The organism is Undibacterium sp. FT79W (assembly GCF_014284215.1).
Classification (GTDB): domain Bacteria; phylum Pseudomonadota; class Gammaproteobacteria; order Burkholderiales; family Burkholderiaceae_D; genus Undibacterium; species Undibacterium aquatile.
This window is the reverse complement of the sequence record NZ_JACOGB010000004.1, coordinates 365,285-390,960: the sequence shown is the minus strand read 5'-3', so window position 1 is coordinate 390,960 and position 25,676 is coordinate 365,285. Positions and strand designations below refer to the sequence as shown.

Annotated in this window: 26 protein-coding genes; 19 read left to right on the top strand and 7 right to left on the bottom strand. The window is 51.3% G+C overall.

The window, feature by feature from the left end; translation table 11 throughout:
- The first annotated feature begins 197 nt into the window (after positions 1-197).
- The 19 genes from H8K38_RS09435 (at position 198) to H8K38_RS09345 (ending at position 19,482) form a co-directional block, all read left to right on the top strand.
- Positions 198-1,409: an acyl-CoA dehydrogenase family protein gene (locus H8K38_RS09435; RefSeq protein ID WP_186884557.1), complete on the top strand. Its 1,212-nt coding sequence runs from the start codon at positions 198-200 to the stop codon at positions 1,407-1,409.
- Between the two features lie 13 nt (positions 1,410-1,422).
- Complete coding sequence (locus H8K38_RS09430) at positions 1,423-2,220, top strand: methionine ABC transporter ATP-binding protein (RefSeq protein ID WP_186884556.1); 798 nt, start codon at positions 1,423-1,425, stop codon at positions 2,218-2,220.
- On the top strand, positions 2,213-2,875 hold the full coding sequence (locus H8K38_RS09425) for a methionine ABC transporter permease (protein ID WP_186884555.1): 663 nt from the start codon (positions 2,213-2,215) through the stop codon (positions 2,873-2,875). The genes H8K38_RS09430 and H8K38_RS09425 overlap by 8 nt, the downstream gene beginning before the upstream one ends.
- A gap of 71 nt (positions 2,876-2,946) precedes the next feature.
- Positions 2,947-3,774, top strand: coding sequence for a MetQ/NlpA family ABC transporter substrate-binding protein (locus H8K38_RS09420; protein WP_222610810.1), 828 nt, complete (start codon positions 2,947-2,949; stop codon positions 3,772-3,774).
- Positions 3,775-3,782: 8 nt separating this feature from the next.
- Positions 3,783-5,174, top strand: a complete 1,392-nt coding sequence (locus H8K38_RS09415; RefSeq protein ID WP_186884554.1) for an LLM class flavin-dependent oxidoreductase — start codon at positions 3,783-3,785, stop codon at positions 5,172-5,174.
- A gap of 26 nt (positions 5,175-5,200) precedes the next feature.
- Positions 5,201-6,184 carry an aliphatic sulfonate ABC transporter substrate-binding protein gene (locus H8K38_RS09410; protein ID WP_186884553.1) on the top strand — a complete coding sequence of 328 codons (984 nt, stop codon included), beginning with the start codon at positions 5,201-5,203 and terminating at the stop codon, positions 6,182-6,184.
- A 5-nt stretch (positions 6,185-6,189) separates the two neighbouring features.
- On the top strand, positions 6,190-7,026 hold the full coding sequence (locus H8K38_RS09405) for an ABC transporter permease (RefSeq protein WP_186884552.1): 837 nt from the start codon (positions 6,190-6,192) through the stop codon (positions 7,024-7,026).
- Positions 7,023-7,757 carry an ABC transporter ATP-binding protein gene (locus H8K38_RS09400; protein WP_186884551.1) on the top strand — a complete coding sequence of 245 codons (735 nt, stop codon included), beginning with the start codon at positions 7,023-7,025 and terminating at the stop codon, positions 7,755-7,757. Before H8K38_RS09405 ends, H8K38_RS09400 begins: the two co-directional genes overlap by 4 nt.
- 280 nt (positions 7,758-8,037) lie before the next feature.
- Positions 8,038-8,784 (top strand): septum site-determining protein MinC, encoded by a 747-nt coding sequence (minC, locus tag H8K38_RS09395; protein ID WP_186884550.1) that lies wholly within the window; start codon positions 8,038-8,040, stop codon positions 8,782-8,784.
- Positions 8,785-8,827: 43 nt separating this feature from the next.
- Complete coding sequence (minD, locus tag H8K38_RS09390) at positions 8,828-9,643, top strand: septum site-determining protein MinD (RefSeq protein WP_186884549.1); 816 nt, start codon at positions 8,828-8,830, stop codon at positions 9,641-9,643.
- A gap of 2 nt (positions 9,644-9,645) precedes the next feature.
- Complete coding sequence (gene minE, locus H8K38_RS09385) at positions 9,646-9,909, top strand: cell division topological specificity factor MinE (RefSeq protein WP_186884548.1); 264 nt, start codon at positions 9,646-9,648, stop codon at positions 9,907-9,909.
- A gap of 261 nt (positions 9,910-10,170) precedes the next feature.
- Positions 10,171-10,863 carry a response regulator transcription factor gene (locus H8K38_RS09380; protein WP_186884547.1) on the top strand — a complete coding sequence of 231 codons (693 nt, stop codon included), beginning with the start codon at positions 10,171-10,173 and terminating at the stop codon, positions 10,861-10,863.
- A gap of 70 nt (positions 10,864-10,933) precedes the next feature.
- Entirely contained in the window at positions 10,934-12,628 is a 1,695-nt protein-coding gene (locus H8K38_RS09375; RefSeq protein ID WP_186884546.1) for a FecR domain-containing protein, read from the top strand.
- Positions 12,629-12,638: 10 nt separating this feature from the next.
- Positions 12,639-15,047: a CHASE2 domain-containing protein gene (locus H8K38_RS09370; protein WP_186884545.1), complete on the top strand. Its 2,409-nt coding sequence runs from the start codon at positions 12,639-12,641 to the stop codon at positions 15,045-15,047.
- 79 nt (positions 15,048-15,126) lie between these two features.
- Positions 15,127-16,413, top strand: a complete 1,287-nt coding sequence (gene hemA, locus H8K38_RS09365; RefSeq protein WP_186884544.1) for a glutamyl-tRNA reductase — start codon at positions 15,127-15,129, stop codon at positions 16,411-16,413.
- A 105-nt stretch (positions 16,414-16,518) separates the two neighbouring features.
- A complete protein-coding gene (prfA, locus tag H8K38_RS09360) occupies positions 16,519-17,598 on the top strand; it encodes a peptide chain release factor 1 (RefSeq protein WP_186884543.1) in 1,080 nt (359 codons plus the stop codon).
- Positions 17,599-17,724: 126 nt separating this feature from the next.
- Positions 17,725-18,225 carry a disulfide bond formation protein B gene (locus H8K38_RS09355; protein ID WP_186884542.1) on the top strand — a complete coding sequence of 167 codons (501 nt, stop codon included), beginning with the start codon at positions 17,725-17,727 and terminating at the stop codon, positions 18,223-18,225.
- Entirely contained in the window at positions 18,225-19,052 is an 828-nt protein-coding gene (gene prmC / locus H8K38_RS09350; RefSeq protein ID WP_186884541.1) for a peptide chain release factor N(5)-glutamine methyltransferase, read from the top strand. The genes H8K38_RS09355 and prmC overlap by 1 nt, the downstream gene beginning before the upstream one ends.
- Positions 19,053-19,068: 16 nt before the next feature.
- Positions 19,069-19,482 carry a GNAT family N-acetyltransferase gene (locus H8K38_RS09345; protein WP_186884540.1) on the top strand — a complete coding sequence of 138 codons (414 nt, stop codon included), beginning with the start codon at positions 19,069-19,071 and terminating at the stop codon, positions 19,480-19,482.
- Positions 19,483-19,560: 78 nt separating this feature from the next.
- Here the strand turns inward: H8K38_RS09345 and H8K38_RS18430 are convergent, their stop codons facing one another.
- From H8K38_RS18430 to H8K38_RS09315, 7 genes are all read right to left on the bottom strand, one after another.
- Entirely contained in the window at positions 19,561-19,689 is a 129-nt protein-coding gene (locus tag H8K38_RS18430; RefSeq protein ID WP_255422883.1) for a hypothetical protein, read from the bottom strand.
- Positions 19,690-19,820: 131 nt separating this feature from the next.
- Positions 19,821-20,273 carry a lysozyme inhibitor LprI family protein gene (locus H8K38_RS09340; RefSeq protein ID WP_186884539.1) on the bottom strand — a complete coding sequence of 151 codons (453 nt, stop codon included), beginning with the start codon at positions 20,271-20,273 and terminating at the stop codon, positions 19,821-19,823.
- Positions 20,274-20,599: 326 nt separating this feature from the next.
- Positions 20,600-21,424, bottom strand: coding sequence for a penicillin-binding protein activator LpoB (locus H8K38_RS09335; RefSeq protein WP_186884538.1), 825 nt, complete (start codon positions 21,422-21,424; stop codon positions 20,600-20,602).
- A 53-nt stretch (positions 21,425-21,477) separates the two neighbouring features.
- A complete protein-coding gene (gene lpoB, locus H8K38_RS09330) occupies positions 21,478-22,092 on the bottom strand; it encodes a penicillin-binding protein activator LpoB (protein ID WP_186884537.1) in 615 nt (204 codons plus the stop codon).
- A 45-nt stretch (positions 22,093-22,137) separates the two neighbouring features.
- A complete protein-coding gene (locus H8K38_RS09325) occupies positions 22,138-22,533 on the bottom strand; it encodes a YcfL family protein (RefSeq protein ID WP_186884536.1) in 396 nt (131 codons plus the stop codon).
- 70 nt (positions 22,534-22,603) lie between these two features.
- Positions 22,604-24,097, bottom strand: coding sequence for a hypothetical protein (locus H8K38_RS09320; RefSeq protein WP_186884535.1), 1,494 nt, complete (start codon positions 24,095-24,097; stop codon positions 22,604-22,606).
- A gap of 263 nt (positions 24,098-24,360) precedes the next feature.
- Positions 24,361-25,497 (bottom strand): serine aminopeptidase domain-containing protein, encoded by a 1,137-nt coding sequence (locus H8K38_RS09315; protein WP_186884534.1) that lies wholly within the window; start codon positions 25,495-25,497, stop codon positions 24,361-24,363.
- Between the last annotated feature and the right edge of the window lie 179 nt (positions 25,498-25,676).

The window sequence follows — 25,676 nt, the reverse complement described above, 5'->3', positions numbered from 1 at the left end:
AAAAGCGCCAGAACACCTGACAAGGAAGCATTTCATATTTCTATAGTTGAAAATTAAAAAACAACAGATTTCAACTATCAGCATCTGATTTTCAACATAGGAAAATTCCGCATAAGCAAGGCGAAATATCTTCGTGTACCGCGATAAGACCAGATGCAATACTGGCCTGACATATTGCTCATCCATCAGGTTTTCGCATGTCCCGACGACTACAAACATTAAGTGACGCCATCGATTTTCCATCTCCTGAAAACGAGATGATTGCCATCGCCGCCAACCTGGCTGATCGTCTGGCGCTGAGCGCAGTCGAACGTGATCAGACTGGCGGTCATGCAGCAACAGAACGTGCATGGATACGTGAATCCGGCTTGTTGACCTTATCCATTCCTGAGGAATTTGGCGGTCAGGGCGCGAGCTGGGCAACGATCTTGCAGATCGTACGATTGCTCGCCAAAGCCGATAGCGCCCTCGCGCATGTGTTCGCGTTTCACCACTTACAAATTGCAGGCATAGAGTTGTATGGCAACGCGCAGCAACGCCGGCGTCTGTACAGCGCCACCGTCGCACAAAAATTATTCTGGGGTAATGCGCTGAATCCTCTGGATAAACGCACGATTGCAACCCGTACTCAAAATGGCTATCTGCTCAACGGTATTAAAAGTTTTTCGTCTGGCTCCGTGGGTTCGGACTGGCTGACCATTTCAGCCTGGGATGAAGCAACGCAAAGCGCGCTGATTGCGGCAATACCTAGCACCCAACCCGGCATACGCATACAGGCAGACTGGGATGCCTTCGGCCAGCGCCAGACAGATAGCGGCAACGTGCATTTCGATCACGTCTTCCTGCATGACGATCTGGTGTTGCAGGCGCCGGGACAAGTACCGACGGCGCAAGCCACACTGCGCTCGCAAATTGCCCAACTGATGATGGCAAACCTGTATCTGGGCATCGCGTCCGGTGCGTTTGATGCCGCCCGCAACTACACGCGGGATAAGGCCAGAGCCTGGTTTTCCTCAGGAGTCAGCGCCGCCACAGAAGACCCTTACATTCAGCATCGTTATGGTGAACTCTGGTTATTGCTGCGCCCAGCGACGGCACTTGCCGATCTGGCGGCACAAGAACTGGAAAGCACTTTCAGAAAAGGGGCGCTAGTCACTGCCGCAGAGCGAGGTGCGCTTGCGATCTCGGTCGCAGAAGCAAAATGCCTTGCGCACCGCGCAGGTATTGAGGTGAGCTCGCAAATGTTTGAATTGACCGGTGCCAGTTCGACTTCCAGCCGCTATGGCTACGACCGTTTCTGGCGCAATGTCCGGGTACATACGCTGCACGACCCGATTGATTACAAACTACGTGATCTGGGGCGCTATGCACTGAACGGCAGCGTGCCTGAACCGACCGCCTATTCGTAATACGGAGCCCATCATGAGCGACAATATCATACGAATACAGTCTGCGAGCAAATCCTTTGTGCTGCCGCACGGCGACATTTTTCAAGCGGTCAACAACGTCAGTCTGGACATTGCAAAAGGCGATATTTTTGGTCTGATAGGAAAAAGCGGCGCAGGAAAATCGACGCTGCTGCGTCTGTTCAATTTACTGGAGCGTCCAGACACTGGCAGCATCACGGTCGCCGGTAACGAACTGACGCGACTCAACAAAAAACAATTGCGTGAAGCACGCCAGAACATAGGCATGATTTTTCAGCAGTTCAATCTTTTACAAAATGCCAGCGTGTTCGACAACGTCGCGTTCCCGCTGAAGATACACACCCATCTGAGCAAACACGAGATCCGTGAACGTGTAGAGGAATGTCTGAATATCGTCGGCCTGACGAATAAAGCCAACAGCTACCCGGCGCAGTTATCCGGCGGGCAGAAGCAACGCGTTGCAATCGCACGTGCGCTGGCAAGCAGACCGCAAGTGCTGTTGTGCGATGAACCAACCTCATCTCTCGATGCAGAAACAACACGCGAAGTGCTGGACACTTTGCGCGACATTAATCAACGTTTAGGAGTCACGATTGTGATCGTCAGCCATGAATTATCCGTCCTCAGCAGTATTTGTAATCATGTCGCGGTGATCGTCGATGGCGCAGTCGCTGAAAGCTTTGCGCTGGCCGATACCGACATCCCACGCCAAACCGCGTTAGGACGTGAACTGGCGTATTACAGCCGCGAAGAAAGCAGCGCCGGACAGTGGAAAGATCTTGCCCATGTTTGAAAATCTGATCTCACTGTTACCTGAACTCGGAACGGCTCTGCTGCAAACGCTGACCATGCTGGGTATAGGCTTGTCAGCCGCCGTCATCATCGGCGGGCCACTCGGTATTCTGTTGTTTCTGGTCGGCAACGGGCAATCGCTACAGCATCGCCCCCTCGCACTGGCGCTAGGCTGGCTGGTCAATACCGTACGCTCATTTCCTTTCATCATTTTGCTGGTTGCGCTGGTGCCATTCACACGCTGGCTAGTCGGCACCTCCATCGGCCCGCTGGCAGCAGCAGTGCCACTGTCGTTTGCTGCGATTCCTTATTTTGCGCGGCTGGTTGAACAAAGCTGCAAAGAAGTGCCACGCGGCGTCATCGAAGCCGCCCATGCGATGGGCGCCACCGAATTTCAGATCGTCTGGCGGGTCTTGCTGGTCGAAGCCCGTTCCGGTCTGGTGCTCGCCCTGACAGTATTGGCCATCAGTTTTCTGTCTTACTCCGCCATTGCGGGCGTGGTCGGCGGCGGTGGCATCGGCGATCTTGCGATCCGCTACGGTTACTACCGCTTTCAGACCGATGTCATGTTTTTTACTGTCGCCATTTTGGTAGTTCTGGTGCAGTTGATTCAGTTCACCGGCAGCCGTATCGCCAGAAAAATTGATCATCGTTGATTCGTTACCGTCACCACTACCGTTACCTTTACTGCATTCACTTTCATACTCAACTTTCTGAAGGAATTTCTATGCTGCGTCGTACACTTCTGACTACCCTGCTGACGAGTTTAGCGCTCGCCGTTTCCGTTCCGGTATTGGCGAAAGACCCGAAAGAATTAGTCATCGGTACGAGCGCAGGCCCGTATGCCGATCAGGTGAAATTAGGCATTAAGCCTGTACTGGAAAAGCAGGGATACAAAGTCAAAGTCGTCGAATTTAACGATTACATACAGCCGAATTTTGCCCTCGCCGAAGGCTCCCTCGATGCGAATGCGTTTCAGCACATCATCTATCTGACCAAGTTTTCGAATGAAAACAAATTGCCATTAAGCGAGCTGATTAAAGTCCCCACGGCACCGATTGCGATCTACAGCAAAAAACATACGTCACTGAACCAAGTTAAAGAAGGCACGACCGTCGCCTTACCAAATGATCCGACCAATCAGGCCAGAGCATTAGTGCTGCTCGACCAGTTAGGATGGATCAAACTGCGGGCAAATTTCGATCCTATCCGTGCCTCGGAAAAAGATATTGCCGACAACATCAAAAAAATCAAACTGATTCCACTGGAAGCAGCGCAGTTACCACGCTCTTTGCAAGACACAGATTACTCGTTTGTGAATGGCAATTTTGCGCTGGCGTCAGGCTTGAAACTGAGCGAAGCGCTGGCGCGTGAAAAAATCTCTGCCAATTATCAAAACCTGGTCGCGATCCGCACTGCCGATAAAGGCAAAGCCTGGGTGAAAGATCTGGAAGCCGCTTATCGTTCACGCGAATTTTTAGATATCACGAATAAACATTTCGCCGGGTTCTCCAAACCGGATTATCAGCAAGCGCTGGAAAACAGCGGGAAATAAATCAGGCCATGAGCAAAGTCATCCGCTTCAATGCGTTTCAGATGAATACCGTCGGCCATCAGTCGCCGGGGCTGTGGCGACATCCCTGCGATCAAAGCCATCAATACACCAGCGCCCGGCATTGGACCGAGCTCGCACGCTTACTGGAATACGGTTTGTTTGACGCCGTATTCCTGGCCGATGTGCTGGGGGTGTATGACGTCTTTCAGGGCAAGGTGGATGCGGCGCTGAAACATGCAATACAAATCCCCTTAAACGACCCGCTGGCCTTGGTACCCATCATGGCGAGCGTAACCAAACATCTGGGCTTTGGCGTGACATGTGCATTGACCAGTGATCATCCCTATCCGTTTGCGCGTCGCTTATCGACACTCGATCATCTGACCGAAGGACGCATAGGTTGGAATATCGTCACTGGCTATCTCGACAGCGCCGCCCGCAATCTGGGTCTGCTGCAGCAACTCGGTCACGACGAACGCTATGACCTGGCAGATGAATATCTGGAGGTCGTCTATAAATTGTGGGAAAAAAGCTGGGATGAGCAAGCGCTTCAGCGCGACAAATTGCGCGGTATTTATGCCGACCCGGCACATGTGCATGCGATTGCGCACGAAGGCCGGTATTTCAAAGTACCGGGTATTCACTTATCTGAACCGTCACCACAAAGAACGCCACTCTTGTTTCAGGCTGGCACTTCCAAGCGCGGTACTGCATTTGCCGCCAAACATGCTGAATGCACGTTTGTCAGCGGCCCCAGCAAACAGGTCGTCAAACGCTATGTTGACGATATTCGTCAAGCAGTTGTTGCCGCTGGCCGCCAGCCTTCCGACATTCTGATTTATGCGCAGGCACTGATCATCACCGCAGAAACCGAAAAAGAAGCGCAAGCCAAATATCTGGATTATCGGCAATACCTCGATATTGAAGCATCGCTGACCTTGTTGTCTGGCTGGACCGGTGTCGACTTTTCACAATTTCCACTTGATGCCACGATAGACTACATCGAGTCAGAGGCAGGCAGATCGGCGCTGGCCTCGTTCAGTGCAGCAGATCCCTCAAAAAAATGGACGGTCAGGGAAGCGGCGGAATTCATTGCGCTCGGTGGTCGCGGGTCGGTCTTCATCGGTGACCCGCAACAAATCGCCACCCAGTTAGAAGCCTGGGTCGATGAAACCGGTATCGACGGTTTTAACCTTGCGTTTGCCATCGCCCACGAAACGATGCGCGATGTCGTGAATCTGATCGTTCCCGAATTACAGCGCCGCAAACGCTACAAGACCAGGTATGCCAGCGGCAGCTTGCGACATCAGCTGTTCGGCAAAGGCCCTTATTTACCCCAAAATCATGCCGGACGCCGGGTCAGCATCACGCCCCCGGTCGCAGCTACAGCTGCAGCCTGATTATTTCTTTTTTTTGAAAGCGCCTCATGAAACGTCGCCATTTCCTTGAACTTGCCTCCGCTTCTGCAACCGCAGCTTTATTACCCACATTCGCTCACGCTGCGACACCACTGAAAGAATTGCGGCTGGACTATGCGTATTACTCCCCCACCAGTCTGGTATTACGCCGTTTCGGCTGGCTGGAAGATGAATTCAAAGCCGACGGTACCAGTATCAAGTGGGTGCTGAGTGCAGGCAGCAATCGTGCGCTCGAATATCTGAACGCGAACAGTATTGATATCGGTTCAAGTGCCGGGCTGGCGGCCTTGCTCGCCAAAGCCAACGGCAACCCGATCAGGACGCCGTATATTTTTTCACGCCCCGAATGGACGGCGCTGCTGGTGCGGAAAGACTCTGCCATCCGCAATCTCGCCGACCTGAAAGGGAAAAAAATAGCGGCTACCAAGGGCACCGATCCTTATCTGTTTTTGTTACGTGCGCTGAAAACGGCGGGATTAAAACGTAGCGACATAGAACATGTCAGCCTGCAACACGCCGATGGTCGTGCTGCGCTGGAGCAAGGTAAAGTCGATGCGTGGGCAGGGCTGGATCCGCACATGGCCGCCAGCGAACTGGAATCGAATTCCAGACTGATCTACCGTAACGTGGCTTTCAACACCTATGGTTTTTTGAATGTGCGCGAAGAATTTCTGAGCAGTCGCCCGAGCGAGGTCGCGCGTGTCATCCGCGCCTATGAAAAGGCACGTCTGTGGATTATCAGTAATCCATCGGAGGCCGCAAAGATATTGTCGGAAGAAGCCAAAGTCACGTTGCCAGTCGCTTTATTGCAAATCAAATTACGCAGCGACTTCAGCCAGCCTTTGCCGACAAATGAACATATCCAGGCTTTGCAAACTGCCGCCCCTATCCTGTTGGAGGAAGGGCTGGTCAAACCAGGCACAGATCTGAAAGCCGTGATTCATGCACTGATCGATACGCGTTTTTCCCAACCACTGATTAGCCGCAGCTGAATGTCATGAGCACATCTGCCATTGCGATGACTGCTGCCAGCACAAATCCGGCAGTGCAAAAAAAGAACCCGGTGTTACCACGCGCTTTGTGGGGCCTGCTATTGCCGCTGACTGTTTTACTGCTGGCGGAAATCAGTGTCCGCTTTGCGCTGATTCCGTCTAATCTGCTACCAGCGCCGTCTGAGATTTTTGGTACGCTTTTGTATCTCTGGCAGCATGATCTGCTCAGCCACATCGGCGTCAGCAGCGCTCGCGTTGCAGCGGGATTTGTCATCGGTGCGGTGCTGGCAATCTCCACCGGTTCTATGGTTGCGCTCAGCGGACGTCTGGACACATTGCTCGATCCCAGCTTTCAGGCATTGCGTGCGATTCCCTCGTTGGCATGGGTTCCTTTATTGCTGTTGTGGCTGGGTATTGATGAAGCACCGAAATTAGTATTGATCGCGATCGGCGCTTTTTTTCCGGTGTATATGGGCGTTGTTTCCGGCATCCGCGGCGTTGACCGGCGACTCACGGAAGTGGGCAAACTATATCGTCTGACACCTTATGCGATGACGCGCCGCATCTTACTACCGGCCGCCTTGCCAGCGATTCTGACTGGTTTGCGTAACGGACTGAGTCTGGCGTGGATGTTTATGGTCGCTGCTGAATTGATTGCCGCAAGTCAGGGGCTGGGCTATCTTTTGACCGATGGGCGCGAAACCAGCCGTGCCGACATTGTTCTGGCCGCCATCGCCTTACTCGCCTTGCTGGGCAAGATCAGTGACTGGGGTATGCAGCAACTGGAGCAGCACCTGCTTGCGTGGCGTGATACTTATCAGGCAGAAGGAACATCCGCATGAGCGATTTCCTGCATATCAGTATCGACGACAAACACTACGGCAGCCGCCAGGTATTGCGCTCGCTGCACATCGATATAGCACGCAGCGAGATCGTCAGCCTGATCGGCGCCAGCGGTTGTGGTAAAAGCACACTGCTCTCCATCATTGCCGGGCTTGATCGTGATTACCGTGGACAAATACAACTCGAAGGTAAGCGGCTATATGGTGTCAGCCACGACATCGGCTTTATATTTCAGGAACCCCGCCTATTTCCTTGGCTGAGCGTCGCCGCCAATATTGCCTTCGACCCCGCGCAAACAGCCACAGAACACTCATCGGTGTCATATCTGCTGTCAGAAGTCGGCCTGTCCGGATATGAAAATGCGCTGCCCAAGCAGTTATCCGGCGGACAGGCACAACGCGTAGCAATCGCCCGAGGGTTGTACTCCCACCCGAAGTTACTGCTGTTGGATGAACCATTTTCTGCAGTAGATGCGTTCACCCGCATGAAATTACAGGATTTGCTGCTCAGCGTGGCGCAAGAGCATGGACTGACGATAATCATGGTCACACACGATATTGATGAGGCGCTGTATCTGAGCGACCGTATTATTCTGCTGGATCGCGATGCAGGCAATGTCAGATCCATCTTCCGTCCCGGGCTTCAACGACCAAGGAATCGTGCACAAGCGACGCTCTCACCGTTAAAAGCAGAGATCCTGGACAATTTGCATGCTGCACATGCGTTCTAGATCTCGTTTCATCAATAGAGATGATTTCTGCTTATATCCGCTTACGTCTGTTACATAAATTTTCCATATGGAAAGTTTTACTGAGAAGCGTCGTGGAATTGCCGCTTGGCGCAAGAAAACCTTGCTTATTTTTGCAATCTTTTCTGTCAATTGGTAGGATGAGTCCTTTTAGCAGGTATCAAACTTACCTGCCGAAACGCGTGTCAATATACTGCGGATGATTTCCTGACCACAAAATAATGATACGCTGGCGACTGCCTTTCCTTTTCTGATGAATGCCATGCAAAACAGTCTGACGCGTAAGCCCATAGAAATAAAAATTTCCACCGTTGTCGCTGTCGCTGTATTGCTGCATGAAGCGTCCACTCCTGCGCTGGAAGCTGCCTTAAAGGAAATGACCGCTGGTTCACCGGATTTTTTTGACGATGAATTCGCAGTCATTGACGTTGAAAGCATCGCTGCAGAAACCGTTGACTGGGATGCGCTGATCCCACTATTCAAAGCGCATGGCTTGCATCCGGTCGCGGTTCGCAATGCGCGCGAAGAGGATTATGCAATCATCCGTTCACATGGTTTAAGTATTGATGTGGTAAGCAAACCACGCCACGAACCAGAAGTGATCGCAGCGCAAGCCGAAGTACCGGCGCCGGCAGCAAAAGCCGAACCACAAGTGATTATCCGCAATAATCCGGCAATGGTGATCGATACACCGGTCCGCGCTGGTCAGCGTATTTATGCCCGCGGCGCAGACCTGATTATTACAGCCTCAGTCAATAACGGCGCGGAAGTTATCGCCGACGGCAGCATCCATATTTACTCTACGCTGCGCGGACGCGCATTAGCTGGCGCTACCGGCAATACGGAAGCACGAATTTTTGCACTGCAAATGGAACCTGAACTGGTGTCGATTGCCGGCATCTACCGGACATTTGAAAATGGCTTCCCGGATTTGCAGGCACAACATCCCGCACAAGTAAGGCTGATTGGTGACAGTATTGAAGTATCATCGGTAAAAACGGTCGGATAACGCCCTATATTTCAGTTATTTCGAATAGAAAAAGGAGTTTTTTGTGGCAAGAATCATTGTTGTAACATCCGGCAAGGGCGGCGTAGGAAAAACCACCTCCAGCGCAAGTTTTGCCTCAGGTCTGGCAATGCGCGGGCATAAAACAGCCGTACTGGATTTTGACGTCGGTCTGCGCAATCTGGATCTGATCATGGGTTGCGAACGCCGCGTGGTCTATGATCTGGTGAATGTCATCAGCGGTGAAGCAACCCTGAATCAGGCATTAATCAAGGATAAGCATTGCGATAACCTGTTCATACTGCCCGCCTCACAGACCAGAGATAAAGATGCACTGACAGAAGAAGGTGTTGAGCGCGTGCTGAATGATCTGGCAAAAATGGACTTTGAATTCATCGTCTGCGACTCACCGGCGGGTATCGAACGCGGTGCCGTCATGGCGCTGACATTTGCTGACGAAGCAATCGTTGTTACCAACCCTGAAGTGTCCTCAGTACGTGATTCTGACCGTATCCTCGGCATCATTCAGGCGAAGTCTAAACGCGCACAAGCTGGCGGCGAGCCAGTCAAAGAACATTTACTGATCACACGCTATTCACCAAAACGTGTTGAAGCCGGTGAAATGCTGTCGTACACCGATGTCCAGGAAATTTTGCGTATCCCTCTGATTGGTGTGATCCCGGAATCAGAGGCTGTATTACATGCATCGAATCAGGGTAACCCTGCTATACACATGAAAGGCAGCGATGTCTCTGATGCTTATGAAGATGTGGTCACCCGCTTCCTCGGTCAGGAAGTTCCGTTGCGCTTCATCACTTACGAAAAGCCAGGCTTACTGCAGCGTATTTTCGGAGGTAAATAAACATGGCCTTGCTTTCTTTTTTATTTAATAGCAAACCAAAAACTGCCAATGTGGCAAAAGAACGCTTACAGATCATCATCGCCCGTGAACGCACAGGTCGTGAAGGTTACGATTTTTTACCCGCGTTGCGCGAGGAGCTGATCGCTGTCATTTCAAAATACACCAAAGTCAGTCCGGAGGACATTACCGTCTCTCTTGATAAGCAAGGGAATCTTGAAGTGCTGGACGTGAATGTTGTTTTGCCTGAATTAGAACTACGTAATTAAACAGTTGAGTCAGCAACTGGATGAGCTACAGAGGCGGACAAGTCTGCAATGCGTTCGCCTTGAATGAATCAGATCGGTGTTTCACATCACTTAACGAGGTAATGCTTAAAGAAGAATGATCGATGCGGTAATAAATAAATAAATTTCGTTGCAAATGTTATTTTTACGGGTTACATTTTTTAACAAATTTCATTTTTCTTACTTGCTTTCGATATAATGATAAGACCCTGTTCAATTGCCAGACATTAACGATAACTATCCATGAGAATCGCTGTACTTGACGACGACAATAATCTGCTGGAGCTGGTCTGCACTATTTTGAATGCGGCTGGTCATACATGTCATCCTTTTTTAAGCGGCAAAGAAATGCTGCATCAGCTGCGTCGCGAAAGCTACGATATGCTGATACTGGACTGGCAGGTTCCCGATCTGAATGGCACTGAAATTCTGCACTGGGTGCGGGAAAAGCTCTCACCAACGCTGCCGGTTTTGTTTATGACCAGTCGCTCAGGTGAAGACGACATCGTCGCTGGCCTCGCTGCTGGTGCAGACGACTACATGATCAAACCTATCCGCCGCAGTGAACTGGTGGCCAGGGTGCAGGCGCTGTTGCGCCGGGCGTATCCGACGCAGACGGCGTCAGAACATCTGCAATTCGGCATCTACAAGTTTGAGACCCGCGCGGGTCGTGTCAGCGTTAACGATCAGCCGGTAGAAATGACGCAAAAAGAGTTCGATCTCGCGCTGCTGTTATTCCGCAACCTCGGTCGCCCCTTATCCCGCGCATACATACTGGAAGCGGTCTGGTCGCGCGATGTCGATATTCCGTCCAGAACCATGGACACTCATATCTCCAGGGTGCGCAGCAAACTGGAATTGAGGCCTGAAAACGGCTACAGGCTGGCACCTGTTTATAGTTATGGCTACAGACTAGAACAGGTTACAGCAGAATAAATTTCCGGGTCAGCATAGTCTGACCCGGTTTGCATTTAATGCACAGAATTTTGATACATAGGATATGCGCATGAGTTCAGGCTCACCTACACTCCGTCGGCAATTATCAGTCTGCACTCTGCTTACGGTTTTTCTTACCTACTCCCCGCTGTTGCTGGCGGCAAAAGTCACCGGCGAACCTGGTAGTATCGCGGCCACACCGCCGGACATGACCTATTACGCTTTACAAGGCGACACCTTAACTGGCATCGCAAAACGATTTACTAATAAATCCCAAAACTGGGAAGTGCTCAGCAAACGCAATCATATTGCCAATGACAGGGCCATCCCCATCGGCACAGCGATCCTGATCCCGGCGGATCTGTTACCGGAAGAAGCAAGTGAAGCCCGTGTTGTTGCATTGGCAGGCAACCCGACGTTTAAAACAGTCGATGGTGCAGAAACAGCCTTGTCCATCGGGGCTGTGGTGAAAGAAGGAACCAGCATCACCACCGGAAAAAACGGATTTTTAACGCTGGCATTTCCAGACGAATCGCGCGTGTCCATTCCGTCGAATAGCCAGGTCAGCTTGAGTAAATTACGCAAAACAAAGTACGTCGCCAGTCCCAGAACTGAGATTTCTTTATCTGAAGGAAAAGTCGAATCCCGCGTCACCAGTCTTTCAAGTAACAAAGGACGTTTTGAAGTACGCTCGCCACTTGCCGTCGCGGGGGTGCGCGGTACGCATTTCCGCGTTGGCATCAACCCTGACGGTACCGCGAATGAAGTTCTGGAAGGTGGCGTTGCGGTCGGAACGGGTAACAAAAAGACGAACGAACTGATACTGTCAGCGGGCAAAGGAAACATCGTCGGCGCAAATGGTGTCGGAAAAGCCGTTGATTTGCTGCCGCCGCCAGTATTAGAAGCTGGTTATGCAATTCAAACGCGCCCCACCGTGCAGTTCATCGCACAGAAATCCGCGGTGACCGCCGCGTATCGGGTGCAGATTGCCAGAGATGCACAGGCATTGGATGTCCTCGCAGAGAACCGTTTCAAAGAAAATCGCTTCAAATTTGATGGACTGGAAGACGGCCAGTATTTTGTCCGCCTGACGGCAATTGATGCACTGGGGCTGGAGGGCTTGCCACTCACGACAGCTTTCACGCTGAAAGCGAGACCAGAGCCACCATTCTCGATACAACCCAAAAATAAAGTGCGGGCGGCCAGTGTTGACTTCACATGGACAGAAGCGGCGCACGCCTATGCTTACCATTTGCAAGTCGCGAAAGACGCAGAGTTCAAAAACATTATTCTGGATCAGGCAGACATCAAGGATGTGCAATTCTCCGGCACATTGCCACAAGGAGAATATTTCTGGCGCATTGCGTCTGTCATACAAAAAAATGGCCAATTTGATCAGGGGCCGTACGGCGATATTCAGAGCTTCCAAAAATTGCCGCCACAAGCAGCAGCCTCTTTCAGCGATTCTCAGAGCAAGCAAATTTCTTTCAACTGGACAGCAGAACCGGGGCAAAAATTCCTGATTCAAATCGCACTTGATGCAGAATTTAAACGACTGTATTTATCACAGGAATCAGATCAGGCTGAGCTGAAAATTCCACGCCCGACGGCCGGTGAATACTATATCCGTGTCCGTGCGACGGATGCCGATGGCTACGTTGGTGCCTTCTCCGCCACACAGAAGATCACCATCCAGTCGCGCTGGACGACAAGTGATGGCGAGGCAATCAATAGTGGCAGCGGCGCCATTCGCAGTGGATTTTAACGGCTAAGGTATGGCAACCAGATATATACAGGTGGAGCGCATCGCGTTTCGCGAGTGGCTGATACTAAGTCTGCTGCTTTGTATTCTGACTGTTGCTCTGGTTAACTTTAAAAGCCTGGAACGGCTGGATATGGTTGCCTACGATCGCTACATGCAGATCAACAGCCGCGAAGCGCGTGACGACATTCTGATTGTGGCGATTGATGATTACAGCCTGAGTGAGCTGGGGAAATGGCCCTGGCCACGGCAACGGCATGCGGAACTGTTAAAGCACATCAATGCGGCAACACCGGCCGCTATTGGTATGGATATTCTGTTGACGGAAGCAGAATATCCACAGGCCGGCAATCAGATCAACGGTGACCAACTGCTGGCGGATGCTATCGCTCAGAGCAACAAGGTCGTTTTACCCTTGGTCTCACAAAATGGCGGAAAAGGTTTGGTAGCTGCGCGCCCCATTCCCCTGCTGGCAAATGCGGCACGGCAGATCAGCCACATCCATATCGAACTCGACAAAGACGGTGTGGCACGCAGTGTCTTTCTGCGTGAAGGATCACGAGGCGAATGGTGGCCTCACTTTGCACTTGCGTTAAAAGATGTTGCGCAAAACACTGCTTACGGTACCGAAAAATATCTGCCGGGAGAAAGACTGCCCGTGCGATTGCGCAAAGAAAATAATCAGGCCGACCTGTGGCAGCGTGATTACCAGATGCATATTCCGTTTTACGGCAGTAGCGGACATTTTAAATCCGTGCCGTATGTATCAGTGCTACGCGGCGAAGTTCCCGCAGAGTTCTTAAAAAATAAGTATGTTCTGATTGGTCCAACGGCATTGGGCATGGCCGATTCATTTCCGACACCGGTATCCGGCAACGATGGCACCATCTCTGGAATTGAAATCAATGCCAATATTCTGGCCAGCCTGCTGGATGAACGTGCCATTGATTTTGCTCCAGCCTGGCAGGTGGCTTTATACAACCTGTTGTTGCTGCTGGCGGCACTGATCTCTTATCAGTTGCTATCACCACGAAAAGCCTTGCTACTGACTATTCTGTTTATCTTCGGTGCTGCAGCAGGCAGTTTCCTTGCCATGCGCTATGCAGGAAAATGGATATCACCGTCAACTTCATTGCTGACCTTAATCATTGCCTACCCGGTGTGGAGCTGGCGCAGGCTGGAAGCAGCGATTAAGTATCTGGGCGAAGAATTTACGCTTCTGGAAAAAGAGCCGCATCTGCTGCCAGAATTTATTGATGACGAAGAAGAAAAAAGCGCGCCAGTTCTAACAGATACGCTGGAACAAAGTATCAATGCCGTGCGCGTCGCTGCCGACAGAGTTCGTGACTTACGCCAATTCGTCAGCGACAGTCTGGCCAGCTTGCCAGATGCGACACTGGTGACTACCACCGATGGCAATGTTTTACTCTCTAATCCGCCGGCACTCAGTTATTTTGCCAGTCAGGGATTACCCAAAGTGAACGATTCCCTGCTGCCATATTTATTCGCCCGAATGTCTGCGCCAATGGAGTCTGACGAAAATCAGACGGGTAGTTTCAGTTGGTGGAATCTGTTGGATCTCAAACATACTGCACGCATGAAGCAAGGCGTCGAAGTCAGGGATCCGCAGGGTCAGGATTTACTGATCAAAAGCGCCCCTTGTTACAGCGCCAGCCAGCAACTGGTCGGCTGGATAGTCAGTATCATCAATATCACCGCCATCCGCGCCGCCGAGCGCAGCCGCGATGAAACCCTGCATTTCATCTCGCACGACATGCGCGCGCCGCAAGCATCGATACTTGCTTTGCTGGAAATGCAGCAGGATGCAGCAACCGCGTTGCCGCAGGCGGAATTTATTTCCCGGATTGAAAAAGCCTCACGCATCACGCTGGGGCTGGCCGATAATTTCGTCCAGCTGGCTCGTGCCGAATCGCAGGATTACCGTTTTGAAGAGCTTGATTTACAGACGGTGTTGCTGGACGCGACGGAAGAAATGTGGTCGCTGGCCAAGAGTAAAAACATACGCATCAAGTGCACGATACCCGATGGAGAATATCCGATTCGCGCCGACCGCTCACTGTTCACGCGGGTTCTGACGAATCTGCTGTCGAATGCCGTCAAATACAGCCCGCGCGACACCATCATTAGCTGCACACTGGCCTATGAACAACATCTGGCTGGGGCAAATATCGTGTGCAGCATCAGCGATCAGGGTTACGGCATACCGCGCGCAGAACAAAGCAAATTATTTCAACGCTTTCAACGCTTCAACAGCACCGATCAACCCAAAAATGATGGAATAGGACTGGGCATGGTGTTTGTGAAAGCGGTTCTCGATCGCCATCATGCACAGATCGATTTCAGCAGCGCACCGAATGAAGGCACCACTTTCAATATCAGATTGCCATCAAGCACCATTTGAGCTACATCAAGCCCATCCGGACGGAAATTAATGCCGCCAACGCGTTATAATGATGGTCTGATCTTACGCCCCACATCGCATGCAACTGACTGCTGTTGGACTCAACCACACGACTGCGCCGCTCTCGCTGCGCGAAAAAGTCGCCTTCTCGCCTGAACAGATAGGTCAGGCGGTGGTGGCTGCACGTGCTTGGTTTGGCAACAACGCAGCAAACTCCACGCATTCGTATGGCAATGAAGCGGCGATTTTATCGACCTGCAACCGCACTGAGTTGTATGCAGCTTGTGCCGCAGCAAATCCGGTCGACGCTACTGCACATTTTCTGGCAGATTTTCATCAGTTGCCTTACGCGGATTTACGCCCGCATCTCTACACGCTGCCACAAGACAATGCCGTCCGTCATGCGTTCCGCGTTGCTTCCGGCCTGGATTCCATGGTGCTGGGCGAGCCGCAAATTCTGGGGCAAATGAAAGATGCAGTACGTCAGGCAGAAGCTGCAGGTGGTCTTGGCACCTATCTGCATCAGATGTTTCAACGCACTTTCGCGGTCGCTAAAGAAGTTCGCAGCACCACGGAAATCGGCGCGCACAGCGTGTCTATGGCGGCGGCGGCGGTCCGTTTATCGCAGCGTATTTTTGACAAAATTGCCGATCAGCATGTGTTGTTTATCGGCGCAGGTGAAATGATAGAACTCTGCGCCACGCATTTCGCAGCGCAAAATCCGAAATCGCTGACCATCGCCAACCGCACCCTGGAACGTGGTGAGGCTCTTGCCCATCGCTTTAATGGTAAAGCGATCCGCCTTGCTGACTTACCGCAACAACTGGCGCAGTTCGACATCATCGTCTCCTGCACTGCATCCTCATTACCGATCATAGGATTAGGGCTGGTCGAGCGTGTTGTCAAAGCGCGTAAACATCGTCCTGTATTCATGGTTGATCTGGCCGTGCCACGCGATATTGAACCGGAAGTCGGCAAACTCGATGACGTGTTTTTATACACGGTGGATGATCTCGGCAGTGTGGTGCAGACCGGCATAGAAAGCCGTCAGGCAGCCGTCGCACAGGCAGAAGCGATTATCGAAACGCGGGTGCAGTCTTTTATGCACTGGATCGATGGCCGTGCGGTGGTGCCCGTGATTCAGGACTTACATGAAAGCAGCGAACAACTCCGCCTGATGGAACTCGAACGTGCACGCAAAATGCTGGCGCGCGGTGATGACATCGACGCTGTGCTGGAAGCGCTTTCCAAAGGTATCACAGCCAAATTCCTGCATGGCCCGCAACAGGCATTGCATCAGGCCAGTGGCGATGAACGGGCTCGTCTGGCGAGCTTGTTGCCGCAATTATTCCGCACCAAGCGTTAGCGGATTCTGCTTTTCTTTCTGATGCAGACTCTCTGCGTCATCTTCTCGGTGACTGTTTTCAAGCCTGAAGCAGTTCCCTCCGGATTCACCTACTATTCTTCCCGTATGAAACCATCAATGCTCTCCAAGCTGGATCAGCTGGCTGAACGTCTCGACGAAGTTGGTCACCTGCTGATGCAGGAAGGCGCCACCAATGACATGGACAATTACCGCAAACTCAACCGTGAGCATGCAGAATTAGATCCGCTCGTCACTCTCTACAAAAATTATCAGCAGGCACAAGCCGATCTGGACGAAGCACAGGAAATGCTCAACGATCCCGACATGAAAGCATTTGCGCAAGATGAGATAGAAGCCGCAAAAGAAAAAATGCAAACGTTGGAAGCGGATCTGCAAAAAATGCTGCTGCCGAAAGACCCCAACGATGAACGTAATATTCTGCTGGAGATCCGAGCTGGTACCGGCGGTGATGAAGCTGCCTTGTTTGCCGGTGATTTATTGCGCATGTACACCCGTTTCGCTGAACGTAACCGCTGGCAAGTAGAGATGATGTCGGAGTCGCCTTCTGAGCTTGGCGGCTACAAAGAAGTGATCGTGCGTATCGCCGGTCTGGGTGCGTATTCCAAGCTGAAATTTGAATCCGGCGGACATCGAGTGCAACGCGTTCCGGCGACAGAAACGCAAGGCCGCATCCATACTTCCGCCTGCACGGTCGCCGTGATGCCTGAAGCGGATGAGCTCGCCGACGTGATCATCAACAATGCCGATTTGCGTATCGACACTTTCCGCGCCAGCGGTGCCGGCGGGCAGCACATCAATAAAACCGATTCTGCGGTGCGCCTGACGCATATTCCTACCGGTATCGTGGTCGAATGTCAGGATGGCCGCAGCCAGCATCAGAATAAGGCGCAGGCAATGCGGGTGCTGGCCACCAGAATCATGGATGGTCAGTTAAGAGAAAAGCAGGCGAAAGAGGCAGCAACCCGTAAGAGCCTGATCGGTTCCGGCGACCGCAGTGAGCGCATACGCACTTACAATTATCCGCAAGGCCGCATGACTGATCACCGCATCAATCTGACCTTGTATAAACTCGATTTCATTATGGATGGCGATCTGACCGAACTGAGCAATGCCCTGATCGCAGAACACCAGGCTGAACTCCTTGCGGAACTTGGAGACGATTAAACTATCCAAGTCAAGGTACCAACAGCGCCAGCAACACCAGCATTCCATACTATTTAGTTTCTTATAAACATGAGGCTTTAAATAGCGTGTAAGCTGGCATCCGCTTTCATTTTACGAATGACCTACATGCGTTCCTCTAAATTCGTCTTACTCGGCATCTCTGCCACCTGCCTGCTACTGATAGCGGTTGCTCTCTATCTGCAAATCGTTGAGCTGATGCTGCCTTGTCCCTTATGCGTCTTCCAGCGTTACGCATTCCTTGCCATCGCGCTGTTCAGCCTGATCGCTGCTTTTCTTCCTGCCGATGCGCGCCGTTACGGCATCGGCCTCGCAGGTTTATCAGCATTCGGCGGCATCGGCATCGCAGGCAAACATCTGTATGTCTTGTCGAATCCTACGCTTTCCTGCGGTATCGATCCGCTGGAAACCGGGCTCAATAAAATCTTCTTGTCGGAATGGTTTCCTATCCTGTTCCGCGCAGACGGTTTGTGTGAAACACCGTATCCACCGATCTTCGGTCTGGCGATTCCGACCTGGGCCATGATCTGGTTTGTTATTTTCAGCCTCACGCTGATCGTACTGTTTTTTCAAAAACAAAAAACCGGCATGTTCGGAAAGCGTCACTGATGACAGCAGGACAGCCGCTCAGCATTGCCGATCACGAGCGCTTGTCGCCGCTGGACAAGCTGGAAACACGCATGTTGCTCATGCATGTGACTGGCTTTAGCCGCATACAACTGATTACCCGCTCGGACTATCAGCTCAGCGCTCAGCAAATGTCTCAGTTTGACGAATTGCAGCGACGTCGTTTCGCTGGCGAGCCCATCGCGTATCTGACCGGTGAACGTGAATTTTTCGGTCTGCCCTTTTATACCTCACCAGCGGTATTGATTCCCCGGCCGGACACAGAATTGCTGGTGGAACTCGGTTTACAATTCGCACCGCAAAACTCCACCCTACTCGATCTCGGCACCGGTTCCGGTGCCATTGCGATTGCGATTGCCCACGAACGCCAGGATCTGGATGTCTGCGCCGTCGATATCAGCACTGAGGCACTTGCGATAGCAAACAAAAATGCCGCGCGTTTACTGCCGCCTGATCGCCTGCAACTGCTGCACAGCGACTGGTACAGCGCGCTTACCGGCAAGGTATTTCAGACCATCGTCAGCAACCCGCCCTACATCGTCAAAGATGACCCACATCTGAGCCAGGGCGATCTGCGCTTTGAACCCATTAATGCACTCACCGATCATGCAGACGGCCTCAGCGCTTACCGGCACATCATCAGCGGCGCGCATACACATCTTGCGCCACAAGGCTGGCTGCTGATGGAACATGGTTATCATCAGGCCGAGGATGTGCGCGCTTTGTTAAACGCCGCGGGCTACACGCAAGTACAAAGCTGGCACGACCTCGCTGGCATAGAACGCGTCACAGGCGGACAACGCAGCTGATCGGAAAAGAATTTTTATGCACATTACGACAGATAAAACCGCGCTCGACATTGCGCTGATACACGATTTTTTATCCACGACGTCACCCTGGGCGCAAGGGATTCCACTGGAAACGGTACAACGCTCTATTGAGCATTCCCTGTGCTTTGGTGGATTTATTGACGGCAAACAAATCGCGTTTGCCAGGGTAGTCACAGACCATGCGACATTTGCCTATCTGATGGATGTGTTTGTCTTGCCGGATTTCCGTGGCCAAGGTCATAGCCGCCGTCTGCTGGAAGTGATACAGGATCATCCTGATCTGCAAAACATACGCCGCTTTATACTGGTCAGCAGTTCTGCCCGTGGCCTGTATGAAAAATTTGGTTTCCGCTCACCGGCAACGCCAGAAAATTTTATGGAAATTCATCGGCCCGATATTTATCGCTGATATTGATCGCTAACATTGACCGGCGAAAAAAAACGATGCAGTTCAACGCATCGTTTTTTTTCGCTCAAGTCAACGCGGTTATGCGCGCGGTGTCCAGGGAATAACAGCATTCGCTACTTTCTTCGCTTCCTTTGCTGCCTTTTTTTCTTTAGGAGTGGATGAGGCCTGCTTCTTGGTTTCTTTATTGCTCTTGGTAACTTTGCTCATGATCTGACTCCGGATAAACACCCGCGTATGCAAGTGAAGATTCAGTATAGGCCATCATGACCACGCACGTTGCCTATTTCATGCATGGCGCGACTACAACCGCTGCAAAGCATCTGCGCCATGAAGAAACATTATTTCCGTGGATCGGGAAGAACCGGCTCAGCAGAACCAAAATACCTTAAATACGAAACCCATATTTCGTCAATGCGCTCGTCATACAGTCGCAACTGGCACTCGGCAGAATCGCGTATCCGGGCAGTACCTTGCTCACGGCTGTACAGATAGTCGCAATGCTTTCGCAGATACTTTTCCCACAGCTGCTGTGATTCAGCCAATTCCTCGGCGTTGCCGCCGTATATTTTTATATCCAGCTTCTGCGCTGCCAGATAGTACTTTTTAAATTGAGCCTCTTTCAAATCAAGCTCATGAGAGAGGCACTCAGCTTCTGCCTGTATGCCTTTTATATCAACGCATACAGGGACATATCGATCTGCCCCAGCGGCATTCGCGGCGTTCCCGACATTTGCGGCAAGCGCAAAAATAGCGGCGAAGAACAACTGCGCAAACGGTTTATGTTTCATCATTCAATCACCTATTCAAAAAGAATTCAGGCAGACATTTCCGGCAACACGGCGCATAAAATAAACATCTCGCGCAGATCAGCTATACGACCGGCCAGGTGTTCAGTAACGGCACCAGTCTGTCATTTGGCATCAAATATACTCCCCGGAGTATATTTTAAAGCCCTTATTTCATAAGGAGATGATGGCATTTTTTGCTTATACTCCCCTAAAAATGCCATTTCACGCAACAATTTCACACAAGATATTACGCAGTTTCGCGGATGAAACTTCCATAAAAAAGCCAGCATTGCTGCTGGCTTTTCAGTTACTAAAACAGCGATCACCGATTAACGATACACCGTTACTGGTTCCGTATTTTGTACTGGCACTGCAGGTACCACTGGCTGACCATTGGCATTCGCCGGACGGTTCGCGCCGCGTGGCAAACCGAACTGCACCATCAGCTCGTTATAGGCAGCATCTGCCAGACTGCGTGACGTTTCCTGCATGACCTTACCGCGATTGAAGACAACACGATCACCGGCACGGCTGATGATTTTGGTATCAACACCGGAACCACTCGCGCTGAATGCCGCTTTGACTTCATAGGTTTTGGTATTAATCAGGCTGAAATCGGCCACCAGATCGAGTGACAGGCTGGCTGTCATCGAATTGCCGTATTGCAGTTGATTGCTTTCCTGACGGAACTGGATATTGCTGACTGTGCCGAACAACACATAATCCGCACCGGGATACATGCCTTGTTTGATGCGACCGATGATGTCGTAAATTTTTTCCATCGGTTTACCAACATACGGACGCGCCTGAATCAGATGCACACCACCGCCTTTGATCATCGCGCCTTTCAAATCGGCCGTGTAGGTTTTTAATTCGCCACGATCGATATAGGTGTAAAAACCTTCCGCTTCGTAGTAATTGCTTTCGCTCTTGGCATCAATTTTGCCGCGTTGTGAATAGCTGCGATCGGTTTCGCGTTCGCTGTAGCTACCTTTGACGCTGCTTTTGCTGCTGGCAGAAACGACACGGAAATACTCGCTGACTTTTTCTTCGTAAGTCAGATCGGTCACGGCAATTTTCGGTTCTGCTGCCAGCGCGCTGCATGCCGCTGCGGAGCAGAAAACGCCTGCCAGAATTTTTTTCATATTCAACATCTTGCGTCCTTCAGGAGCCGGTTAAAAACCGGTTAAAGATTGATCAGGGCTGATTATTTTTTCGATGTTTTACGGATTTCTTTTTCATCTTGCCATTCGATGGAACCATCTTCGATGTCATACAGTTTCAATGTCATCTTGTAGAACACATCTTTAGTCGTGGAATTTTGTTTGACGATAGAAACGATTTCACCTTCGAGTGAATATTTCGCTGCCGTCATGTTGCCCACTTTGGCTTTACCCTGGGATTTGTACAAGCCACTTTGATTCTGACGTTGTAACTCATCCACGCCTTGCTGCATTTCATCAGCGCTACGTGTGAATTTTACTTTTTTACTTTTCACCAACGCAGTCTGAATACTGTTCATGATCGATTTAGTGTCGATGTATTCGCTGGTTTTATTGCGCACGCCAGCCAGTGTCAGTGTCGGGCGATTTGCCAGTGCCGGATCTTCGAGCAAGGAACCGACCATTTTTTCTGCAATCATTTGCAGGTCAGTCGAACCGAATTCATTCGTCACTGTTTCTACTGCTTTGTTGTCGCCATAATTGACCTGACGCGCGAGGCTGACTGTCGGCTGCGATAATTTTGTCTGGCAGGCAGACAGAGAAGTCATGGCCAGAATCATCAGGCACAAAGTAGTGGATAAAGAGGAAATGCGTTTCATAATAACTCCGTAGTTCTGTACAATTTTTTTAAAACAAATCTGTGATTAACGTGGCTCAGCGCTCATTTCGATTTTGAAATCTGTCGCTTGCGGGCCATAGGCGGTGCCTTTGACGAGCTGGCTTTGCTTACCCAGTATCATCAATGGTTTCCAGACTTCGCCGTCGCCAACCTGCATACCGGCCGCATCTGTCCAGCGGAAACGGTAATACACGCGCACATCTTTCGCCGTGGTGTTATACATTTCGGCCTGCACAACCAGCACATCATTGCGACGCTGACCGCGCAGATCAGTCACCTGCACACCTTCAAGCGTGCCACGCACCATTAATTTCGCAGCAATGCCAGGAGAAACTGCATTTGGCACATCTTCGGCCATGACCGGTGCAGCAAAGCAGGCTGCGATGACAGCCGCACAAACGGCAATTTTTTTAGACATCATGGATGATTTTTCCTTAGTAACTTTGTACATCAATTAAATCGACTGGTTTCTGTCGTCTTGCCAGTTTTACTTAGTTAGCACCTGCAGTAGCAGCAGCTGGTTTCACCTGCTTTTGCGCTGCTTTTCTGTTCGCTGGCTTCGTCGGTGCAGCTTTTACCGCTGGCGTTTCCGCTGCGATTTGCGCCGCTGGTGTCACGCTACCGAATTTTGCCAGATCACCGACATAAGTTTTGTTCGGATACAAACGCACTGGCACCACCATGTAACGGCCATCAATACTCAGCTTGGTGCTTTCGCCAGGACGACCCGAAAAATTCACATCATATTCGCCCGGTGGTAAAAACGCACGAGCAATAAAGACGCGCTCTGGCAAACTACGCCACATACGATCATCTGCCGGGCCTTCAGTCGCTACCACGGCAATATTAGCAGCCAGACCAGCGAGTGCGCCGAAGTTTTTATTGACCTGATCCTGCACCACACCTTTGGTAATTGCGCGGATCGCAGCACGGGTGTAAATACCTGGCATTTCATCTTTCAATGCACGACGCGCCATCACGTTGAAATCAGTGATCAATGCCGTTGGCAAAGATTGATTCGCAATATTCACCGAGCGGATCACCGCCGCTTCTTTATCCGGCTGGATCACAGGGAATGTCAGCGATACCGTAACCAGACCGCGTGAAGTCGGCAATGGCAGTGCAAATTTCTGCGACTGGCGGGCTGGCGCATTACCGGTTTCGACCACGAACAGGACATCCGTCACGCCTTTTTTGCGACGGAAACTGGTGCGTTGATCGAGGCCTTTCAAGCCATCTTCCAGTACCGGTAAATCCGGGCGCAATTCTATCGCCTTGCGATAGCCTGGTGCCGCCAGACCTGGTTCATTCAGGGCTTCGTATACAAAACCTGCGAGGTAATGACTCAGTGCATTCTGATAACCGTTCTTCAGTTTCAGCACTTCAGGGTCATTCAGGGTTTCAACCGGATAACCGTTAATTTCCTTGTTACTGGTTGTTACACCTTTTTCTTTCGCTTCCTTTTCGGCGGACTCTGTTTCTTTGGAACGGAATTCAGCAATCACCGCTTCACGCTCATGCGTGCGTTTGATATCGACGCGGGCAGTATCAAGATCACCCAGATTGATACGATCCATCGCCATCCGTACAGTCAGCATCACTTTTTCGTAATCCTGCCCTTCGTAATCGCGGCTGGCATCGCCCATGATCGTGGCGCCGATCTGGCCCATCAATTTCTGCGGATTACTTTTAGCGTTTTCTTCCCACTCTTTCACCTTGGTGTCGGCAATTGTCAGCGCATTCAAGCTGTCCTGATAACGCTTGCCGATACGCATCAGTTCGCCTTTTTCCAGATTCAGCAATAAATCATTCTGATTAGCACCTTTAGTCTGCTCTTCCACCTGACGGATCGCATCCTCGATCTGCCCGGTTTTAACAACTGCCAGTGAGTTAGAGACTTTGCTGTCGTGGGTTTGCGTCGTAACGCAACCAGTGAGAACCAGAGCAGCAACCAGAGGTGTGAGCGAGAAGGAAGAGAGGCGCATTTAGCTTATATATTTGAGTGTTGAAAAAGGCGGCCGGACTAGCAACATCATTTTTGTAACGATCAGGTACACATCGTACAAAGTGATAAATACTGCCCTGCAAAATAAGGTATTACCAAGGCATGACCAGCATTAAAACGGGAAATTATAAAGAGCGCGTTTGTTTTTGTAATGCTTAAAATTGTTAGCAAAACATACAAAACAACACTTTTTCAAAATTATTATTTTTGCAGCAAATAAACTTTGCTTTTAATCAAACTCCATCACCGGAAGCTGGGCTTCGGATTCTCTTCATCGAGCAACCACTGATCCAGTTGCCACATGAAATCTGGCAGATAATTTTTATGCTCACCACGCAAGCCGTGATCAGCACCGGGATAAACACGCAATTGCAGATCGCTGCGCCCGGCATCGCTGAAGGCTTTTCTCAAGGCGTTTGCCGCGCCCGGCGGAATTAAGGTGTCCGCCTCACCGATACCAACGAACACCGGCAAGCGAGCGGCGATCAGATTGCGCGTCTGATCAACGCCAGCGATTTCCGACCAGTAGCGCCAGCTGCGTCCGTGAATACGTGACTGCTCAGGGTCAGCAGGGGAACTTGCCAGTGCGCGGGATAAAACATTCCAGCCCTGCTGCATATGCGGATAGATGCCAGCGAGCGCGCGGTACGTGGGAATCGCGCTGTTTCCCTCATTCGCCAGCAAGGCCAGATGCGTGATGTGCGGCAGATCGCGCGCCAACAGCGGCACCAACAACGGCACCAGCTCTGCACCTTCAGAAATACCCAACAAAATCACGCGCCGTGGCTGCACGCCTTGTTGTTTGAATTGGCGCAACTGCGCTTGTATGAATGCCCGCTGATCGGCCTGCCATTGGCTCAGATGATCGGCGCGGATAAATGCCTCGCTGCATTCATCGCCGCTGGCCTGATCGCTGATATGGCGCTTCTGCAAAACGCTGATGCGGGTCGCCCCTGATTCGCCTTCGAATCCGGTGAAATACTGCGGCAAATATCGCCCCATGCTGCCGCAACCTGCACCGGCGACAACGAAGATCAGATTCACCGGTGCAGCCGCGGAAATCGTCGGCGCAGACACCGCAGTTTCCGCCTGCCACGGCTGTTTATCCCATTGATAAAACAGGGCAACGCCGCCATCGGCAAAGGTGAATGTTGATGGCTGCAATTTCAAGCTTGCAGTTGCCGCCGTTGCCGCCGAAGCTGAAACTGCCGATGTGATTGCGGCGATGGCAGCAGTAGTAACAACACGGCTGTTGTCCGCAGGCGCAGGGGCCGCCAGCGCCGGGCGTATCACCAGCGATAGCAACATCAGCCAAATCAGCAAGCCCGCCGCCAGCCATACAGCGGCATGTCTGATCTGTTTGGGAAGGCCAAAAAACATGAAAATCACCCTTAAAATACTCCCCCCAGTATATGTAAACACCCTTGATTTCATTAAGAGAATAAGCGTAAATCGCCACATACTCCCCCTCTTCTCCCCTTTTTTTGCTTCCTGAGCGGGATTTCTGCGGCGCTGCGGGTCATCCTTCCGGGATGCTGCGGGAACCAAGCCACGCCAGA

What these genes read in the sequence shown, in the direction of transcription:
- minC (WP_186884550.1), top strand. Translation starts at nt 8,038, where the DNA reads ATGCAAAACAGTCTGACGCGTAAGCCCATAGAAATAAAAATTTCCACC.
- H8K38_RS18430 (WP_255422883.1), bottom strand. Translation starts at nt 19,689, where the DNA reads ATGAGCAAAGTTACCAAGAGCAATAAAGAAACCAAGAAGCAGGCCTCA.
- H8K38_RS09380 (WP_186884547.1), top strand. Translation starts at nt 10,171, where the DNA reads ATGAGAATCGCTGTACTTGACGACGACAATAATCTGCTGGAGCTGGTC.
- H8K38_RS09410 (WP_186884553.1), top strand. Translation starts at nt 5,201, where the DNA reads ATGAAACGTCGCCATTTCCTTGAACTTGCCTCCGCTTCTGCAACCGCA.
- H8K38_RS09405 (WP_186884552.1), top strand. Translation starts at nt 6,190, where the DNA reads ATGAGCACATCTGCCATTGCGATGACTGCTGCCAGCACAAATCCGGCA.
- H8K38_RS09420 (WP_222610810.1), top strand. Translation starts at nt 2,947, where the DNA reads ATGCTGCGTCGTACACTTCTGACTACCCTGCTGACGAGTTTAGCGCTC.
- H8K38_RS09375 (WP_186884546.1), top strand. Translation starts at nt 10,934, where the DNA reads ATGAGTTCAGGCTCACCTACACTCCGTCGGCAATTATCAGTCTGCACT.
- prfA (WP_186884543.1), top strand. Translation starts at nt 16,519, where the DNA reads ATGAAACCATCAATGCTCTCCAAGCTGGATCAGCTGGCTGAACGTCTC.
- H8K38_RS09315 (WP_186884534.1), bottom strand. Translation starts at nt 25,497, where the DNA reads ATGTTTTTTGGCCTTCCCAAACAGATCAGACATGCCGCTGTATGGCTG.
- H8K38_RS09425 (WP_186884555.1), top strand. Translation starts at nt 2,213, where the DNA reads ATGTTTGAAAATCTGATCTCACTGTTACCTGAACTCGGAACGGCTCTG.
- H8K38_RS09355 (WP_186884542.1), top strand. Translation starts at nt 17,725, where the DNA reads ATGCGTTCCTCTAAATTCGTCTTACTCGGCATCTCTGCCACCTGCCTG.
- H8K38_RS09400 (WP_186884551.1), top strand. Translation starts at nt 7,023, where the DNA reads ATGAGCGATTTCCTGCATATCAGTATCGACGACAAACACTACGGCAGC.
- H8K38_RS09435 (WP_186884557.1), top strand. Translation starts at nt 198, where the DNA reads ATGTCCCGACGACTACAAACATTAAGTGACGCCATCGATTTTCCATCT.
- H8K38_RS09415 (WP_186884554.1), top strand. Translation starts at nt 3,783, where the DNA reads ATGAGCAAAGTCATCCGCTTCAATGCGTTTCAGATGAATACCGTCGGC.
- H8K38_RS09430 (WP_186884556.1), top strand. Translation starts at nt 1,423, where the DNA reads ATGAGCGACAATATCATACGAATACAGTCTGCGAGCAAATCCTTTGTG.
- hemA (WP_186884544.1), top strand. Translation starts at nt 15,127, where the DNA reads ATGCAACTGACTGCTGTTGGACTCAACCACACGACTGCGCCGCTCTCG.
- prmC (WP_186884541.1), top strand. Translation starts at nt 18,225, where the DNA reads ATGACAGCAGGACAGCCGCTCAGCATTGCCGATCACGAGCGCTTGTCG.
- minE (WP_186884548.1), top strand. Translation starts at nt 9,646, where the DNA reads ATGGCCTTGCTTTCTTTTTTATTTAATAGCAAACCAAAAACTGCCAAT.
- H8K38_RS09340 (WP_186884539.1), bottom strand. Translation starts at nt 20,273, where the DNA reads ATGATGAAACATAAACCGTTTGCGCAGTTGTTCTTCGCCGCTATTTTT.
- H8K38_RS09335 (WP_186884538.1), bottom strand. Translation starts at nt 21,424, where the DNA reads ATGTTGAATATGAAAAAAATTCTGGCAGGCGTTTTCTGCTCCGCAGCG.
- H8K38_RS09345 (WP_186884540.1), top strand. Translation starts at nt 19,069, where the DNA reads ATGCACATTACGACAGATAAAACCGCGCTCGACATTGCGCTGATACAC.
- H8K38_RS09320 (WP_186884535.1), bottom strand. Translation starts at nt 24,097, where the DNA reads ATGCGCCTCTCTTCCTTCTCGCTCACACCTCTGGTTGCTGCTCTGGTT.
- H8K38_RS09325 (WP_186884536.1), bottom strand. Translation starts at nt 22,533, where the DNA reads ATGATGTCTAAAAAAATTGCCGTTTGTGCGGCTGTCATCGCAGCCTGC.
- lpoB (WP_186884537.1), bottom strand. Translation starts at nt 22,092, where the DNA reads ATGAAACGCATTTCCTCTTTATCCACTACTTTGTGCCTGATGATTCTG.
- H8K38_RS09370 (WP_186884545.1), top strand. Translation starts at nt 12,639, where the DNA reads ATGGCAACCAGATATATACAGGTGGAGCGCATCGCGTTTCGCGAGTGG.